The organism is Noviherbaspirillum cavernae (assembly GCF_003590875.1).
GTDB lineage: Bacteria > Pseudomonadota > Gammaproteobacteria > Burkholderiales > Burkholderiaceae_D > Noviherbaspirillum > Noviherbaspirillum cavernae.
On sequence record NZ_QYUN01000003.1, the window covers coordinates 710,446 to 727,115 of the forward strand.

Consider the following 16,670-nt stretch of genomic DNA (forward strand, 5'->3'; position numbering starts at 1 on the left):
GCGGACGATCATTTCAAGCTTCCCGGCAGGCCCGACATTTCAGCGCATCGACAATATCGTTTTGGCAACTGCAATCATGTCAAGGCAACGTCGCTGAATCTCTTCCGAAGTATCTTCATATACACTTCTGCGCTTCATGCCCGGATTTGTTGTGGAGTGCAAAATGAAGATGCGTCATGTCGAGGCCTTCCATGCTGTCATGCTGACAGGATCGGTCAGCGCTGCCGCCCGCCTGATGAACGTTACCCAGCCCGCCGTGACCAGGACGCTGCAGCACGCGGAGCTGCAGCTGGGCTTTCCATTGTTCGACCGCTCGAAGAGCAGACTGGTGCCCACGCGGGAAGCGGTGCTGCTCTACGTCGAGGTCGACAAGCTTTTCAAGCAGCTGGGCGCGGTGCAGAAACTGGCCGCCAATCTGAGAACCGGCACTGCTGCGCAGATCAAGGTACTGATGGTGCCGACGCTGGGACAGGCCGTGCTGCCGCGCGCGCTGGCGTTGTTCCGTGACGCCAATCCCGATATTCCCGTTGCGGTGCGCATGCTCAATTCGAGCGAGATCGTCACCGCGCTGTCATTGCGGGAGGCGGACATCGGCTTCGCGTTCGGGCGCGCGCAGCATCCCGCGCTGAGCGAGGAAATCCTGAGCGATGCCGAAGCCTACTGCGTCGCGCCGAAGGGTACGTTCGCCGATGCAGGCGAAATCAGCTTGCTGGACCTGATCGAAAAGCCGGTCGTGATGCACGACCTCGGCGATCATCTGGGCGCGGTGCTGCATGAAGTACGGCGCGAGGCCGGCGTGGAACACCCTGCGGGAATCACGGTGCAAACCTATCATGCCGCGCTGGCGCTGGCGCAGCACGGAATCGGCTCGGCGCTGGTGGATGCCTATACCGCGGCTTCGGCCGATATCAACCGCGTCGATGTGCTGAAGATATCGCCGCCACTCGCGATGCCGATCCGCGTGCTGCGCGTCGAGGGCGCCGAGATGTCGGTGCAGTTGCGCCGTTTCGTGGAATGCTTCAGGACGGCCGCGAGTGAAGTCGCGTCAAACACGATGAAGCTCCTTCGATAGGGCGCGATGATTCAGGGCGGAACGCATTCATTCATGAACGCGCGAGTCCGCAATACTCAATGAGCAGGCCGGGTATCCAGAACATCCTGGCACACCTTCAGCCATGCACCGGCGGCGTGCGATAAATAGCGGCCATTCCATATCTGGGCAACCTGCCATGACACTTCCGGCTCAACGAGGCGAATGGCGTCCAGGCGCCCGGTCGCAAGGCGGTTAATGAAGGGTTCGGGCAGCAGCGCCACGCCGAGCCCGGCAGATGCCATTGCCACCAGCCAGTCCCACTGGCCGCTTTGCGCGGCAATCTTCGGCGCAAAGCCGGCCTCGTCAAAAGCCTGGCGCAGTCTGCGGGTCAGCGCGAAATCATCCTTGAGCAAGACCAGCGGCATGTCGTTCAAGGCCTTGAAAGAGAGCGTGGCGCGACGCCCGGGAAACGTGCCGGCCCGCGCCAGCGCCCAGATCGGGTAGCTCGCGATCGGTGCCGACACCAGGTCCAGATCCGGATCGGCCGGCAGCACCGTCATGCCGATTTCCAGATCGCCCGTGGCGATCTGGCGTTCGAGGGCCTGACCGGTATCTTCCCGCAAGCTCAGCGTGATATCCGGATGACGCTCGCGAAAGGCCTTGAGCACCGGCGTGAACAGCAGATTGATCATGGGCGGAATGCCGATCGTCAGGCTGCCGTGCCGCAAAGCCTGCGTATCGCGCACTTCCAGTGTCAACTGACGCATCGTCGCCAGCATTTCCTGACCGCGCTCGAAGACGATGCGGCCGGTGTCCGTCAGCGCCAGTTTGCGTCCATTGCGGATCAGCAATTGCGATCCCACTTCGTTTTCCAGCTGACGCACCATCTTGCTGATGGTCGATTGCGTGACATGCAGTGCCTCGGCAGCCTGGGTAAAGCTGCCAAGCCGGACAGTCTCGACGAAATAGCGGAGAGAGCGAATATCCACGGCGCTTTTCCTGAAGGTGGAACATGAAAAATCCGACTGGACATTGCGACTTTAATTCATGCGACGCCCGATAGTTGAATTTTAAAATGCAGCGGAATAGCAGAAATGCATTTTAGAAATATCGAGACACTTACCATGTACCAAGATCGTATTCGTCACGCCGGACTCATGAGCAAAGTGATGCCGGCGCAGGAAGCCGCGCAACTTTTCAGGAACGGCATGACCGTCGGCATGAGCGGCTTCACCCGTGCCGGCGATGCCAAGGCGATGCCAGCCGCATTGGCGGAACGCGCCGGACACGAGCCCTTGCGCCTCACCCTGATCACCGGCGCTTCGCTCGGCAACGGCAGCGATGGCTTGATGGCCGAGGCCGGTCTGCTGGCGCGCCGCCTGCCGTTCCAGTCCGATGCCACGCTGCGCGGCAAGATCAATGCCGGCGAAGTCATGTTCATTGACCAGCATCTGTCCGAGACCGCCGAGCACTTGCGCTCGCACAGCATCGCGCCGGTCGATATCGCCGTGATCGAGGCCACCGCCATTGCCGAAGACGGCAGCATCGTGCCCACCATGTCGGTCGGTAATTCCGTCACGTTCGTGCAGCAGGCGCGGCAGGTCATCGTCGAAATCAATCTCAGCACGCCGCTGGCGCTGGAAGGCTTGCATGACATTTACACGCCGGCCGATCGGCCTCTGCGCGCGCCGATCCCGCTGGTCGGTCCGCAGCAGCGCATCGGCACAACGACCATCGCGATCGACCCGGCGCGCATCGCCGCCATCGTCATTACCGATAGTCCCGACAGCCCCTCGACCAATCTGCCGCCGGACGCCGAAACCGGGGCAATCGCCGGCCATGTGATCGCGTTTTTCGAAAGCGAAGTCAAGGCAGGGCGCATGAGCGCGGAGCTTCTTCCCTTGCAGGCCGGCATCGGCACCATCGCCAACGCGGTGCTGCATGGATTGATCGGCTCGCCCTTCAGCAACATGACGATGTTTTCGGAAGTGTTGCAGGACAGCGCCATCGCGTTGCTCGATTCCGGCCAGCTGGCGTTCGCTTCCGCATCATCGATCACCCTGTCGTCGGCGATGCATGACAAGTTCATGCGCGACATCGAGCACTACCGTTCGAAGATCGTGTTGCGTCCGCAAGAGATCAGCAATCATCCCGAAATCGTGCGCCGGCTCGGCATCATCGCCCTGAACACGGCGCTGGAATTCGATCTCTACGGCAACGTCAATTCGACGCATGTCGGCGGCACCCGCATGATGAACGGCATCGGCGGTTCCGGCGACTTTGCGCGCAATGGACATCTGTCGATGTTCATCAGCAAATCGGTGGCGAAGAACGGCGGCATTTCCAGCGTCGTGCCGATGGTCACGCATGTCGATCATACCGAGCACGATGTCGATATCCTCGTCACGGAATGGGGACTGGCCGACCTGCGCGGCCTGGCCCCGCGTGAACGGGCGCCGCTGATCATCGAGCGCTGCGCCCATCCCGACTATCGGCCACAGTTGCGCGCCTACTTCGAGGAAGCCTGCCGTGGCGGCGGCCACACACCGCACGTGCTGGAGAAGGCCCTGTCCTGGCATGTGCGTTATCAGTCCTCGCAAACCATGCTGGCTTCCTGATTCCTGAACGGCGCTGTCGATCGCTCCGACAATGAGTTTCTGTGTTCCACCGTTGTTGCACATCGCGATGCAAAGGCCCGGTCCATGATCGTCCGTGACCGGCCATCCGGGCTGAGGCTTTTCCTGACGATGCGCGGATCGATTCTGTCGCGGATCTGGAAGAGCCTGCTGGTGACGACCGTCCTGGCGATCATGGTGACGCTCACCGGTGGCGCGCTGATGCACCACAAGATCACGCTGACGGCGATTCCCTTCACCCTGATGGGATTGCCGCTGGCGATCTTCCTCGGCTTTCGCAACAATTCGGCCTATGACCGTTACTGGGAAGGGCGCAAGCTGTGGGGCGAGCTGGTCATCCGGAGCCGCAATTTCTCCCGCCAATGCTTGAGCCTGATCGGACCGGCGTCACCGGACAAAGCCGGTGACGGCGACGTGCCAACGCGCATGATCCACCGTGCCATCGCCTTTGCGCATGCGCTGCGTCACCATCTGCGCGACTCCGATAGCAGCGCCGAACTGAAGCCCTTGCTGGCGGCGGACGAATGGCGGCAAATCGAAAAAGTGTCCCACAAGCCGCACTTTCTGATGGAGCGCATGGGTGAAGATTTGCGACGTTGCCTGAACGATGGTCGTGTCGACAGCGTCTTGATGGCGTCGATCGATGCCACGTTGTCGGCGATGGTGGCAGCCGGAGCGGCATGCGAACGGATCAAGAATACGCCCGTTCCCTTTTCATACACGCTGCTGTTGCACCGGACCGCCTACCTGTATTGCTTCCTGCTGCCCTTCGGACTGGTGGACACCCTCGGCTTCATGACGCCGTTCGTCGTTGGCATCGTTGCCTATACGTTTTTCGGACTGGATGCATTGGGCGACGAGATTGAAGAACCGTTCGGTGTGTCCGCCAACGACCTGCCGCTGGAAGCGATCTGCCGAGGCATTGAAATCAACTTGAGAGAATCGCTTGCAGAGGAGAATATCCCCCGGCCTTTCACGCCGGTGGACTACCATCTCACCTGATACGGTTTTTCAGGAACCATACCCCGCCTCTCTGCTTGCCATGTCTTTGCATGGCGTTCGGCAATTCTTCGTTAGGTATCTGCGCGGGTAGTGACACCCATTCCGGCGCAACCGCTTCCTTTTCGATGGGACCGGTTTTCAGCTTCATTCAGCTTCCGCTTGCCCATCCCCCCGGCATAGTGCGTGGTTATAGGGCGTGCGCATTTAATCATTTGATTCCCTTATCTCCTGCACCGAAAATGTGTGCAGCATCCGTTTTCGGACCGGCTTGCCGCCCAAGCCATGGTCTCCGGCGCGAGGCAATGCCTTGTCCGACGGTGGCGACGAAGTGCATTTGCCGGGGACAAGGGCCGCGTCCATTGAGGGCAAGCGGGCGGTCGCGAACCGTGCCTGGCTTGACATGCATCGACCGTTTTCTTTCCGGCCTGTCATATCTGAGTTTCGGGTGGGCTGCGCAGTACATAGGCACCTCGGCCTTCGGAGTGTTTGGACATTTCTTTCCGCTAACATTTTTCTGTCATAGGCTGTACAGATGCATATTTGCGTATTGGGTGCCGGCGTCATCGGCACGACCTCGGCCTGGAAACTGCTGGAAGCCGGCCATCAGGTGACCATGCTGGATGCGATGCCGGCTCCCGGTGCGGGAGTCAGTTTCGGCAATGGCGCGCAGCTCAGTTATTCGTATGTCGCGCCGCTGGCCGACCCGTCGGTGTGGAAGCAGTGGCCGTACTACATGTTCAGCTCCACGTCTCCGCTCACGCTCAAGTTCCAGGCGGATCCCGCGCAATGGCGCTGGCTGCTCGACTTCCTTGCCGCGTGCAACGCGCACAGCGTGCAGAAGACCACGATCGATCTGCTGCATCTTGCCTACCACAGCCGTTCGCAGCTGCGCCTCTTGCAGGATGCGATCCCTTTCGATTTCCTTCATCGCGTCGCGGGCAAGCTCGTCATGTTCAGCAGCGAGAAGAGTCTGCAGGCCGCGCAGCGGCAGGTCGATTTTCAGGCGCAGCATGGCAGCCGGCAGGAAGTCATCGACATCCGCCGCTGCGTCGAGATCGAGCCTGCCTTGCAGGCAGCGGCGCATCGCTGGGCGGGCGGCGTCTATACGCCGAGCGAGGAAGCCGGCGACTGTGCCTTGTTCTGCCGGCGGCTGGTGGATGCCATGGCGGCCAAACCCGGTTTCCGCTTTATGCCGTCGACTGCCGTCACGGGGATGGATATGCGCAATGGCCGGCTGTCTTCGGTGCAGACTGCCGGCGGGCGCATCGAGGCCGAGGCGTTCGTGCTGGCGATGGGCGTGGAGAGCGCGGCCTTTGCCCGCAAGGCCGGCTTCCGCCTGCCGGTCTATCCCTTGAAGGGTTACAGCATCACGGTGCCGCTCAACGCCGGAAACTCGGCTGCGCCGCAAGTGTCCATCACTGACCTGTCCAGAAAGATCGTCTATGCCCGGCTGGGCGACCGCCTGCGCGTCGCGGGCCGCGTCGAGCTGGTCGGCATGAATCGCGACATCCCGGATCGTGCAGTCAATGAACTGAGCATGGCGGTCGAGGAAACATTCCCCGGCAGTATCGAAGGGGCAGGGCGGGAAGCGCTGTCGCCGTGGACCGGGTTCCGTCCGGCGACGCCGAGCGGCGTGCCGATCATCGATGTGTCGCCGATCAGCAACCTGTATCTCAACGTGGGCCATGGCGCGCTGGGATGGACGCTGGCGTGCGGCAGCGCCGACATGCTCGCGCATCGCATCGCCGGCGAGACGATGCCGATCGACGACGCGCCATTCCGTTTCCGCGCATGACGCAGCACATTGCAACATCACCTCACCAGCGAGCCGATATGAAAATCATCACCAACGAACAAGTCACCGAACTGATCACCAACGAGGATGCGATCGCCTCCATGCGTTCGGCATTTTCCACCATCAGCCGCAGCGCGCAGCAGGCGCGCGTGCGGACCCAGGCAGGCACGACCATGCTGTCGACGATGGGTGCGGTACTGCCCGATTCCGGCGTGACCGGCTGCAAGGTATACACCACCATCAACGGCCAGTTCCGCTTCGTGATCGTGCTGTTCTCCACCGAAGACGGCCGCCCGCTGGCGACGATCGAGGCCGATACGATGACGGGCTTCCGCACTGCCGCCGCTACTGCGGTGGCAACCGATGCGCTCGCGCGACGCGATGCGGCCACGCTCGCGGTGATCGGCACCGGTGTGCAGGCAAAGTCCCATATCCCCGCCCTGCTTCAGGTGCGCCCGTTCAAGGAAATCCTGGTTGCCGGCATCGGCGACCAGACGGCATTTGCCGAGTACGTGACGCAGACAACCGGCGTGCCGACACGCGCCGTGAGCATCGACGATGCCGCGCGCGGCGCTGACGTCGTGGTCACCGTCACGCGTGCCAAGACGCCATTGTTTTCCGGCAATCTGCTGCAGCCCGGCGTATTTGTCGCAGCGGTCGGCGCGAGCAAGAAGGATGTGCGCGAGCTGGATGATGTTGCCATTCAAAAAGCCGATGCGCTGGTCGTCGAATGGAAGCCGCAGGCGCAGCAGGAGGCAGGCGACCTCGTGCTGTGCGCACCGGGGATTGTCGATTGGGACAAGGTGCGCGAACTCGGGCCGATCGTCGAAGGAACGAGTGACTATAAGAGAGCGCCTGACGACATCGTGATTTACAAGGCGATCGGCGTGGGCCTCGAAGACATCGCGCTGGCCGGCCTGGTGTACCGCAGGGCCGCCGAACGCTACGGCTGGTGAGCAAAACGCCGGTGCGGATGAGCGCTGGCGATTCTTCCAAAGCGGCGCGCCGGCGCCGCCGCCTTCCCTGCAGGGAGGCCTTGCGGCGTCCCTGCATGTCAGCGGAATCGCACGGGTTGCTTGATCAAGAACACATCGCCGTTTCCGGTTCGATGCTTGAATGGAGCCACGCGTTTTGATCTCGAGGACTCATGAAGCGAATCCGGTTTCTGGCATGGCCGCTCCTTGCACTTGCTCTTGTCGGCGCTGTTTTCCTCTACTTCCACAATCGCGCGCCGACTGTCCTTTTCAACAGGGTGGTGCTTGAGGGCTTGACCGCTGCACGCGACAGCGAGCGGCTGTACAAGATGCAGGTTCCGGCAGGTGCACGCGATCTTCAGTTCAGCGTCTTCGGCGGCGACAATGGCAACGCCATCGACATCTATGCCGGATTCGGCGAACCGCCCTCGACCAGCTCCTTCGATGCAAGAAACCTTGCGGGCGGCGACGCCAGGATGATCGCCTTTTCCGCGCCGCAGGCGGGCACCTGGTACCTGCTGGTGCGCGGTGCGCGCGGCGCCTATATGGATGCGTCGCTGGTCGCCAGCTATTCCATGCCCGGTGAAATCTTCAAGGTCGGCATGCACGCGCACCGCCTCTACAACGGCGGCGATTCGGACGGTGCCGCCAGTGCCGAGCCGCAGTTCGGCTACGGCCTCATCCGCGACTGGGACATCTCGCATCTGCAGGATGCGGTGGTGTGGCGGCCCGACGGTTCGATCGATTTCTCCCTGATCGACCGGGTATACGCCGGCCATGCGCGGCATGGCGCGAAGGTGATCAAGACCTTCGGCACCGTGCCGACATGGGTGTCGAAGCGGCCGGACGAGCCGAACCGGCAATACCCGAACTGGCCCGGCGCGAAGTCGGGGCCGCGCGATCTCGACCTGTACGAGGATTACGTCTACCGATTCGTTTCGCACACCAGAAAATCCCTGTGGGCGGTGGAAGGCTGGAACGAGCCGTACGCCTGCCCGGATGACGCGGAAGCGGAGTTCACGACCATGAGCCCGACCGAACTGGCCGATGTGCAGAAGCGGGTGTACCGCGCGACGAAGCGTGTCGATCCGAACATCCTCGTGTTCTCGCCGCCGCAGGGCTATGTGTGCGGCATTCCCACCATCCTCGATGCGCGCACTTCGCAGAACGAACCCATGTCGCAGTTCTTCGATGCGCTGGCGTGGCACGCCTACAATCGGTCGGCGCAGGCAAGCGCCGGTCAGAGCTATGCGATGGAGATACATCGGGTGCGGCAATATCTCGCGCAGGCAGGGCTGGCGCAGATGCCGATCGTCGACACCGAGCACGGCTGGCTTCCGCCGCCGAAGGAGGGCGGCAGGGAATTCCGCGAACTATCGGATGCGCAGAAAGGCCGGGTGCTGCAGGAAACGGCGCAGCTCGCCAAAAGCCTCGGCCTGCTTGCCATCGTCTGGTACGGTTACGACGATGAATTCATCGGCATGCCCATGAAGAGTCCGGTGATCTCCGCGAGCCTGCAAGAGAGCTACAGGCAGCTTGACGCATCGCAGTCAGGCGCAGGGCGGACCGGCACGGCGAAACAGTAGCGGGTTGGCGAATGCACTGTCGTGCCGCCGGATGAAGAAAGGGCGGATTGAAGAATCCGCCCTGGTAACGTTTTAGTACCGATAGGGATTGTGCGGACGACGGTCCCAGCGATTGGGCACGCCGTCGCCATCGCGGTCGCGATCCCGGTAGTTCGGAATGCCGTCACGGTCGCGGTCGCGTCCATGGTGCCAGTCGCGTCCCTGGTGCCGATCGCGTCGGTAGTGATGTTCGACATACACCGGCCTTGGCTGCACATAGACGGGCTGCGGCTGCACGTAGACCGGCCGTGCATGCACATGCACCGGCGCGGGTTGGTAGACGAACGGCGCGGGGATCCCGATGTTGACGTCCACGTTGACGCGCGCCATTGCGGGGGCGGCGGCGAACATCAGCGTGGCGCTTGCGATCAATCCTGCGACTGCGGCGAGATACTTCTTCATGGTCACTCTCCTCGAATAATGGTTTCATTAAACCGGAAGACGATGAGGACTGCCATGGAGAATCGGTAAGGATCGTTACCAGATGTTTCCGTGCGGTTCTGAGAATCATCGGCAAGATGCGCCAATCGTGCCTGCCCGGAGTTGTCTTCAGGTGACCACAGGAGGGATACGCGTTTTTCTCGTCATTCCGAACGAATGTGAGGAATCTTCAGCCGACCCCCGCATCAAAATGCCATTCGCCCTGAACATTTCTTTCCGACGATTGAATCCTGATCCAATGCCTGCGGCGCTGTCTTGAAATGGCTGCCCGCGCCGCATCCCGCCATGCACTGCTCCCATGCAGCCGTTCCTGAAAGGAACTCGGAGCGAATCGCGAAAGAAGAACTTCTGTCGAGGTATCCCATGAAAAAGCTCTGGATCGTTCTCATCGTCACCGTGTTGAGCGGCTGTGCCACAGGACCGGGGCCGGTGGACCCCAAAACTGGCATGACACAAGCGCAGCGCAATCTGTGCGAAGCCACGCGCAGCTTCGAACCGTACCGGCCGGGGCAGTGCGGCGGCGCTTGATGCAGGGCATTGCTGACAGGCGTTTCCGCGTGCTATCCGGCGACCCCGGAAGACGGCAGCGTGAAGATTTCCACGCCCGTTTCGGTGACCGCGACCGTGTGCTCGAACTGGGCCGACAGTGAATGATCCTTCGTCACGGTGGTCCAGCCGTCCGGCAAGACCTTGACCTGATGGCCGCCGGTGTTGAACATCGGCTCGATGGTGAAGATCATGCCCGGCTCCAGCACGATGCCGGTGCCGCGCCTGCCGTAGTGCAGCACTTGCGGCGGTGCGTGAAACACTTCGCCGGTGCCGTGGCCGCAGAAGTCGCGCACCGATGAAAATCCGGCGGCGCGCGCGATCGCTTCGATGGCCGCGCCGATATCGCCGAGCGTCGCACCGGGCCGCACTTCCGCGATGCCGGCCATCATGGCTTCATGCGTCGTATCGACCAGCCGGTTGGCCAGCACGGATACCGCCCCGACCTTGTAGGTGCGGCTCGAATCGCCGTGCCAGCCGTTGAGCTTGGGCGTGACGTCGATGTTGACGATATCGCCGGTCTTCAGAATCTTGCTCGCGGACGGGATGCCGTGCGTGACCACGTGGTTGACCGAGATGCAGGATGCATGCTTGTAGCCATGGTAGTCGATGGTGGCGGGGATGCTGCCGGCGGCGCGCATGAAGTCTTCGCACAGCTTGTCGAGTTCGGCGGTGGACACGCCGGCCTTCACGTGGGGCGTGATGAAATCCAGCGTGTCGGCGGCGATCCTGCCTGCGAGGCGCAACTGGATGAAGTCGGCCTCGTCGTGGAGGCGGATGGGTCTGCCGTGTTCGGTTTGTGTCGAGTAGCGCATGGTATTCAGTCTGGATGCCGTGCCCATTGGCATACTGCGTCGTGCGAGGCGCGCAGCATGTTTGCGGTCGTGGCGGGTATCGGGAGGTTCTGCAACAGATAGGGTTTGACGATGGCGATTGGCGCATCGATCAGGACAAAGCGCAGCATGGCCCGGGCCTCGTCATCGTTCATGCGCAGCGCCATCCGGCGCACGCATTGCGTGAAGCAGAGATCGAGCGCCGCTTGCTCGGACTCCATCTGCGCGTGGAAATCCGGCGGCAGCGGCTCGTTGAAGAGTGAATAGTCTTCGCATTGCAACAGGAATCTCGCATGCTGCGGCTTGCTGCGGCACCAGTCGAGGAAGGCAGCCACCGCCGGCCAGGTGTCGCCCGACGACCAATGGCTGGCGACCGCCAGCCGGAAGTCCGCCTTGACCCGCAGCCAGGCGCGCGCGAGGATCGTGCCGCGCGATTCGAAGCGGTGATATACCGAGCCGGTGGGCGCGCCCGCCTTGCCGGCGATGGCCGAGATCGAGACGGCCGCGATGCCGCATTGCGCGCCGACCTCGATCGCGGCGTCGATGAAGCTGTCTTCGTTGAATTTTGCGAGCCTGACCATTCAATTAGAATATAGATTCCATTTATCTGTGTCAACGAGTTGTGGCAGATCAATGTCATCAATGCACGATGGCGCTGCTCGCCTGCAACCGGATCGGCCTCGCTTGGGCCGAATAACGTTCTGCTGTTTCCCTTGACCATGTTGGACCTTGGTCCCATGGCATTCGTGATGGCTGCGGCTTATAGTGATCATGCTTCCCGCTGCGTTCCGGTGTGTTCCTGCAAGAACATGTTTATCGAGGCATTTCATGAAAAAAATATTGATCGTGCTCGCGGTGACGCTAGTGAACAGTTGCGCTTCCGGCCCTGGCCCGGTAGACCCAAAAACCGGCATGACGAAGGCACAACGCAACATGTGCGAGGCGACGCGCAGTTTCTCGCCGTACCGGCCGGGTGAATGCGGCGGAACCGATTGAGACGGCATCGGCGCGTGGCGTTCCTTCACATCGTCGCCGCGTTTTGCGGAGCGAAACCATGCCAGCCAATATTCCACTTGCCCGCAACGTTTTCGGCGAACCCATCGTTCCGTGTTCGTTCGATCCGCTGACGGGTTTTTTCCGCGATGGATGCTGCAAGACCAATGCCGATGACACCGGCACGCATGTGGTGTGTGCGATCGTGACACGTGAGTTTCTCGAATTCAGCATCGAGCGCGGCAACGATCTGAGCACGCCCGTGCCGGAATGGGGATTCCCGGGATTGAAGGAGGGCGATCAATGGTGTCTGTGCGCGCTGCGCTGGGCGGAAGCGGCGGACGCAGGCGTCGCGCCGCCGGTCGTGCTGGAAAGCACCAACCAGAGCGCGCTCGACATCATTCCGCTCGACGTGCTGGAGCAGTTCGATTACCGGCGCAACATGCCTTGATCCGCCTTGCACTTTCGCTGCAGGAATGACGATGAAGAAAATGCCGGGTTGGATGCTTGCACTGCTCCTGATTCTGCTGCTTGGCGCGGCCTTCTCCGCGCTGTACCTGACCTCGCTGTTCGAATCGTGACGCAGGATTTCCATGCGCCGCCGCTCTTGCAAACATGGGAGCGGCGGCGATATCACACGATCATTTCCGCGTGTGAGCATCGACCCATGCCGCGTACGCGATCATGTACTTGTTGAGGAATTCGAGCGTGCTGTCGTTGCTCATCTTGCCCTCCGCATTGAACATCGCCGCAGCGGTCGAACTGGTCGGCCGCCATGCCGATGTCCTTCAGCGCGACCGGCGCGCGACATGCGGCCGTGGCGCAGCGTCGCCGGCAGCTGGAGAAAGACGATCATGATATGGAGCTCGCCACCATTTCCGACATGTCGTCGATTGGCTGGTTTGCCAGGTTGCGCAGCGCCACGTCGGCGCACATCAGCGCCATCACGATGGTGATGATCACCGAGCCCGACGAATGGCCGTAGGCTTCGTTCGTGTTCAGGCATGCAATGCATGCCAACCAGTCGCCGCAACAGCCAACACGGTAGGTTGGGCTGCAAAGCCCAACATCCAGTGACATCAATCCGGCAGATATCGAAGATCGACTATCGCGGACACGTCAGTATTTCACTTTCAATTCGATGGATTCGAAAAACTTCTTTTCCTATCACATCCGGGAGCGCGACGGAGGGTACGAATTGTCCGGCTATCTCACTATTTGGGAACGTTGGGCTTTGCAGCCCAACCTACCTTGCTTAGCCAACGATTTCAGTCATGACAGTTCCTCGTTTTCAATTCTTGGATGTTGTTCGGTTGTCGTTCATTGCTGCGCGGGATCGGGGTAGATCTGTTGGATTCTTTGTCCGTCAAATCTCCTTTCACCGCTGGGCACCGGTTTGTACATGTCTTGCGGCTTTCCTTTTGTCCAAGGCTTCCCATCCCAAGGCCATATCACAAAGACATAGAGCTGCCGGTCATTGCAGACAAAATGGATATGCAGGTTCTCCAGGTTCTCGGGGAGCCGGTTGCGCAGATCAACCCGGTCTTCCAGGATTTCGCCGGTATCCTTGATCCGCCACTTGACGTAAAGAAATTCACCGCGTGGCAGGAAACCATTCAGGTTGCCACCTTTAAACGCTTGTCCCAGCCTGATCCGCTCACGCTCTGGCGCAAAAAAGACTTTCTCCAATTCGCCATATTGGTAATCAAGCACCTCGATATCAGGACTATCTTGGGAAGCATTGAACTCGATTGAATAATGTAGAGCCACCTTATTTCCTCCTGTAGCACAAGCTGCCAAACACAAAATGCCTATGGCAAGAATTGCCTGTCGAATTTCAATTAAAACAATTAAAAGGGTCAGCTTCGATTTACGTTTGCACTCACCACTCATTGCCTCTCCTCTTCAGCACGGTAGGTTGGGCTGCAAAGCCCAACATTAAATGACATCAATCCGGTAGGTATCGAAAATCGATCATCGTGGAGCCCGATGGTATTTCACTTTCAATTCGCCTGCTCCTAAAGGAGTTCTTGCCAATCGCATACAAGCAATGCGACGGACGGTACGAATGGTCTCGCTGTTTCGATATTTGAGAATGTTGGGCTTTGCAGCCCAACCTGCGTTACTGCAGACGCAAGGGCATGCCGATGGCATGCCCTCCACACCGTCAATCGAACCGATTGACCCAGATGTTGTCCCGCGTTCCGTCATTCTGCTGCCACACCGCCAATGCATTGCCGCTGGCGTCGATGGCAATCTGCGTCAGGCCGGCGTGCTCGTCCTTGCGCGACTGGATCGGGCGAGCCGTCCTCCATCCCGTTGCCGTTGCGTAGCGGCTGCCCCAGATGTTGTTTCGCGTGCCGTCGTCCTGGGTCCACACCGCCAGTGCGTTGCCTGCGGCATCGAAGGCGATTTGCGGATTGCTGGCGTCGCCGCCGTTTTCGGTCTCGAGCAATTGCGCGGTACCCCATCCCTTCCCTGTCGTGTAGCGGTTGGCCCAAACGTTAACGCGTGTGCCATCGGATTGGGTCCACACTGCCAACGCGTTGCCGCCGGCATCGATGGCGATTTGCGGATCGAATGCGTGATCGGCATTGTCGGTTTCCACCAATTGCGGCGTGCCCCAGCCGCTGCCTGCCGTGTAACGGTTACTCCAGATGCTGTATCGCGTACCGTCGGATTGCGTCCACACCGCCAGGGCGTTGCCTGAGGCATCGAATGCGATTTGCGGAAGGCGTGCGTCGCCCGCATTGCCGGTTTCAATCAATTGCGCCGTGCCCCATCCGGCCCCGACGGTGTATCGATTGGCGCGGATATCAATTTGCGCGCCGTCGGATTGCTGCCACACTGCCAGCGCATTGCCGCTGCCATCGATGGCAATGCGGGGGAACAGGGCATCACCTGCATTGTCTGTCTCGATCAATTGCGCCGCGCCCCATCCGGTTCCCACCGTGTAGCGGTTGGCCCAGACGTTGAAGCGGGTGCCGTCGGACTGGGTCCACACCACCAGGGCATTGCCTGCGGCATCGAAGGCAATCCGGGGATCGTACGCATCGCTTGCGTTGTCGCTTTCGATCAGTTGTGCGCTACCCCATCCCGAGCCTGCCGAATAGCGGTTGGCCCAGATGCTGAAGCGGGTGCCGTCGGTCTGGCACCACACGGCAATCGCATTGCCGCCCGCATCGATGGCAATGTGGGGAACAAAGGCACCGCTGGCGTTGCCTGTTTCGATCGCCTGCGCGCTACCCCAGCCGCTGCCTGCCGTGTAGCGGTTGGCCAGGATGTTGAATCGCGTGCCGTCGGACTGCGACCACACTGCCAGCGCGTTGCCGCCTGCATCGACGGCGATTTGCGGATCGCGTGCGGTGTCGGCGTCATCGGTTTCGGTCAATTGCGCGGTCTTCCACGCGCCATCGCGCGTGGTGAAAGTGAGCGAGCGGGTGCCCGCGAGTTTCTCGCCGCCGGTGCCGGACAGCGCGGTGTTCACCTGCAACGTATAGCGCGTCAGCGGTAGCAGTTGCCGCGCCGGCGTGAGCGTGATCTGTGTCCCGGCCACGGCGAGCGTTGCCGGAACGTCGAGATTGGCGCCGCGCAAGCTCACGTTGGCCGCGGTGGCGGTGGCGCCGCCGAGTCCGGCCGAGAACAGCAGTTGCGGCGCGACATCGCGCGCCACGTCGGTCGCGCCATCGGCCGGCGTGCTGGCGCTCACGCTCATGGTCTTCACGGTCGGGGCGATGTCTGTGTTGCTGCTGCCCGAGCCGCCGCATCCTGCCAGAAGAATGCTGGCCGCCAGGCCGATGAAAGTGGCGTGCCGCAAAGTAGCGGACACAGGGTGGAATGTCGTCATGTGGGATCCTCGTTGCAAGAGGCCGTTTCAATATTTGCAATTTGCCTGGAACTCGTGAGGCGAGTTCCGAATTGCCGGCCTGCGCGGAGTGTGGGTGAATGGCACTTACAGATGGCTTACATATGACGAACTCTGCTTACGGATGGTGCGGCGAGCGCGGGCATGCCGCTGTGCGAGTAAGGCGGATGTGTTGTTGTCGATGCGTTGGCCGGGACCATGACCTGCATTGACCACGACACTGCAACGGCATGAATTTGACGAGTTCGTCACTCGAATTCATGAGTTCTGCATTGAACAGCAGGTTCGGCCTGAACTTGCACTCGTACTTCTGTTCCTGAATGGCCCGCCATTCTGCGCGCTCTATCTGACATCGTTGCTTCAATTCCGAGCCGGCGCGTCAGGCGATCAGCTTCAGTCCCGGCGGCAACGACTCTCCCAGCACCAGCCGTTCACTCGCTTCATCGAGCTGCATCGGTTCGCGCACCATGGCGATCCAGATTGCGGGCGCGCCCGCCGCTGCCAATCGCTGGATGACCTGTTCGCGCAATTCCAGCGGCAGGTCGCGCGCGCGGTCGCCTGTCATGCGCGCCAGATAGGCGGCGGCGAAGGCGGCAGCCTCATTGCGCTTCCAGTTCAGCGCGAGGATCGCGGTCAGCCATTCTGCGCCGACTTCGGGCGGCACGACATCGTGTGCGCTGCCGTAAAACGGCTGGCGCGCGCCGATCCGGCCGGTTGCCCACAGGATTCTGCCGGCGAGCGCATCCTTGTCCACCGATGGAGATTGCTGCAGGCGCTCGAACAGCCATGCGCCGATTTCGCTCTTGTATCCGGCGGGGATGCGTTCCAGCGAGGCGACGAGTCGCAGCATGTCGTCCTCGCTGCCGCTCGCCAGCGTGGTCGGGCGCGGTCCGCTGTCCTCTTCACTGCCTTGCACGTTGAAGGCGA

17 protein-coding genes and 1 pseudogene are annotated in these 16,670 nt (G+C 61.2%); 10 read left to right on the plus strand and 8 right to left on the minus strand.

Translation table 11 applies throughout. The features are described from left to right. Positions 1–163: 163 nt before the first annotated feature. Positions 164–1,072, plus strand: coding sequence for a LysR family transcriptional regulator (locus tag D3870_RS21775; protein ID WP_119743116.1), 909 nt, complete (start codon positions 164–166; stop codon positions 1,070–1,072). Positions 1,073–1,128: 56 nt separating this feature from the next. Here D3870_RS21775 and D3870_RS21780 read toward each other — a convergent pair whose 3' ends face one another. Continuing rightward, a complete protein-coding gene (locus tag D3870_RS21780) occupies positions 1,129–2,022 on the minus strand; it encodes a LysR family transcriptional regulator (protein ID WP_119743117.1) in 894 nt (297 codons plus the stop codon). A 135-nt stretch (positions 2,023–2,157) separates the two neighbouring features. On the opposite strand from D3870_RS21780, the gene D3870_RS21785 reads away from it, so the two are divergent. Together D3870_RS21785 and D3870_RS21790 are read left to right on the plus strand one after the other, a co-directional pair. Then, positions 2,158–3,651 (plus strand): acetyl-CoA hydrolase/transferase family protein, encoded by a 1,494-nt coding sequence (locus D3870_RS21785; protein WP_119743118.1) that lies wholly within the window; start codon positions 2,158–2,160, stop codon positions 3,649–3,651. 84 nt (positions 3,652–3,735) lie between these two features. Beyond that, on the plus strand, positions 3,736–4,671 hold the full coding sequence (locus D3870_RS21790) for a bestrophin family protein (protein WP_119743119.1): 936 nt from the start codon (positions 3,736–3,738) through the stop codon (positions 4,669–4,671). Here the strand turns inward: D3870_RS21790 and D3870_RS22445 are convergent. Next, positions 4,664–4,819 (minus strand): hypothetical protein, encoded by a 156-nt coding sequence (locus tag D3870_RS22445; RefSeq protein WP_158590548.1) that lies wholly within the window; start codon positions 4,817–4,819, stop codon positions 4,664–4,666. The genes D3870_RS21790 and D3870_RS22445 overlap by 8 nt on opposite strands. Positions 4,820–5,203: 384 nt before the next feature. On the opposite strand from D3870_RS22445, the gene D3870_RS21795 reads away from it, so the two are divergent. The 3 genes from D3870_RS21795 to D3870_RS21805 all read left to right on the plus strand — a co-directional run bounded on the left by D3870_RS21795 (position 5,204) and on the right by D3870_RS21805 (position 9,026). Further along, positions 5,204–6,466, plus strand: coding sequence for a D-amino acid dehydrogenase (locus tag D3870_RS21795; RefSeq protein ID WP_119743120.1), 1,263 nt, complete (start codon positions 5,204–5,206; stop codon positions 6,464–6,466). A 38-nt stretch (positions 6,467–6,504) separates the two neighbouring features. Then, a complete protein-coding gene (locus tag D3870_RS21800; protein ID WP_119743121.1) occupies positions 6,505–7,422 on the plus strand; it encodes an ornithine cyclodeaminase family protein in 918 nt (305 codons plus the stop codon). 191 nt (positions 7,423–7,613) lie between these two features. After that, on the plus strand, positions 7,614–9,026 hold the full coding sequence (locus tag D3870_RS21805; RefSeq protein WP_119743122.1) for a pre-peptidase C-terminal domain-containing protein: 1,413 nt from the start codon (positions 7,614–7,616) through the stop codon (positions 9,024–9,026). Positions 9,027–9,098: 72 nt separating this feature from the next. On the opposite strand, the gene D3870_RS21810 is transcribed toward D3870_RS21805, so the two are convergent. Next, the gene (locus D3870_RS21810) at positions 9,099–9,467 is read right to left on the minus strand and encodes a thrombospondin type 3 repeat-containing protein (protein ID WP_119743123.1); all 369 of its coding nucleotides are present in this window, start codon (positions 9,465–9,467) and stop codon (positions 9,099–9,101) included. A gap of 402 nt (positions 9,468–9,869) precedes the next feature. On the opposite strand from D3870_RS21810, the gene D3870_RS22450 reads away from it, so the two are divergent. Then, the gene (locus D3870_RS22450) at positions 9,870–10,034 is read left to right on the plus strand and encodes a hypothetical protein (RefSeq protein WP_158590549.1); all 165 of its coding nucleotides are present in this window, start codon (positions 9,870–9,872) and stop codon (positions 10,032–10,034) included. A 32-nt stretch (positions 10,035–10,066) separates the two neighbouring features. On the opposite strand, the gene map is transcribed toward D3870_RS22450, so the two are convergent. Together map and D3870_RS21820 are read right to left on the minus strand one after the other, a co-directional pair. Then, positions 10,067–10,894: a type I methionyl aminopeptidase gene (gene map, locus D3870_RS21815; RefSeq protein ID WP_422879675.1), complete on the minus strand. Its 828-nt coding sequence runs from the start codon at positions 10,892–10,894 to the stop codon at positions 10,067–10,069. Then, positions 10,873–11,466: a TetR/AcrR family transcriptional regulator gene (locus D3870_RS21820; RefSeq protein ID WP_119743124.1), complete on the minus strand. Its 594-nt coding sequence runs from the start codon at positions 11,464–11,466 to the stop codon at positions 10,873–10,875. The genes map and D3870_RS21820 overlap by 22 nt, the downstream gene beginning before the upstream one ends. Positions 11,467–11,713: 247 nt before the next feature. Here D3870_RS21820 and D3870_RS22455 point away from each other — a divergent pair, with 247 nt between their 5' ends. The 3 genes from D3870_RS22455 (at position 11,714) to D3870_RS22460 (ending at position 12,863) form a co-directional block, all read left to right on the plus strand. Next, on the plus strand, positions 11,714–11,881 hold the full coding sequence (locus D3870_RS22455; protein WP_158590550.1) for a hypothetical protein: 168 nt from the start codon (positions 11,714–11,716) through the stop codon (positions 11,879–11,881). 58 nt (positions 11,882–11,939) lie between these two features. Beyond that, a complete protein-coding gene (locus tag D3870_RS21825; RefSeq protein ID WP_119743224.1) occupies positions 11,940–12,329 on the plus strand; it encodes a DUF2237 family protein in 390 nt (129 codons plus the stop codon). 324 nt (positions 12,330–12,653) lie between these two features. Further along, entirely contained in the window at positions 12,654–12,863 is a 210-nt protein-coding gene (locus tag D3870_RS22460) for a hypothetical protein (protein WP_158590508.1), read from the plus strand. A gap of 335 nt (positions 12,864–13,198) precedes the next feature. Here the strand turns inward: D3870_RS22460 and D3870_RS22235 are convergent, their stop codons facing one another. The 3 genes and pseudogenes from D3870_RS22235 to D3870_RS21845 all read right to left on the minus strand — a co-directional run. Then, positions 13,199–13,771: a hypothetical protein gene (locus D3870_RS22235; protein WP_147375851.1), complete on the minus strand. Its 573-nt coding sequence runs from the start codon at positions 13,769–13,771 to the stop codon at positions 13,199–13,201. A 274-nt stretch (positions 13,772–14,045) separates the two neighbouring features. Continuing rightward, positions 14,046–15,725 (minus strand): Ig-like domain-containing domain, encoded by a 1,680-nt coding sequence (locus D3870_RS21840; protein WP_119742368.1) that lies wholly within the window; start codon positions 15,723–15,725, stop codon positions 14,046–14,048. 397 nt (positions 15,726–16,122) lie between these two features. After that, positions 16,123–16,670, minus strand: a pseudogene (locus tag D3870_RS21845) (Hsp70 family protein); the annotation flags it as partial.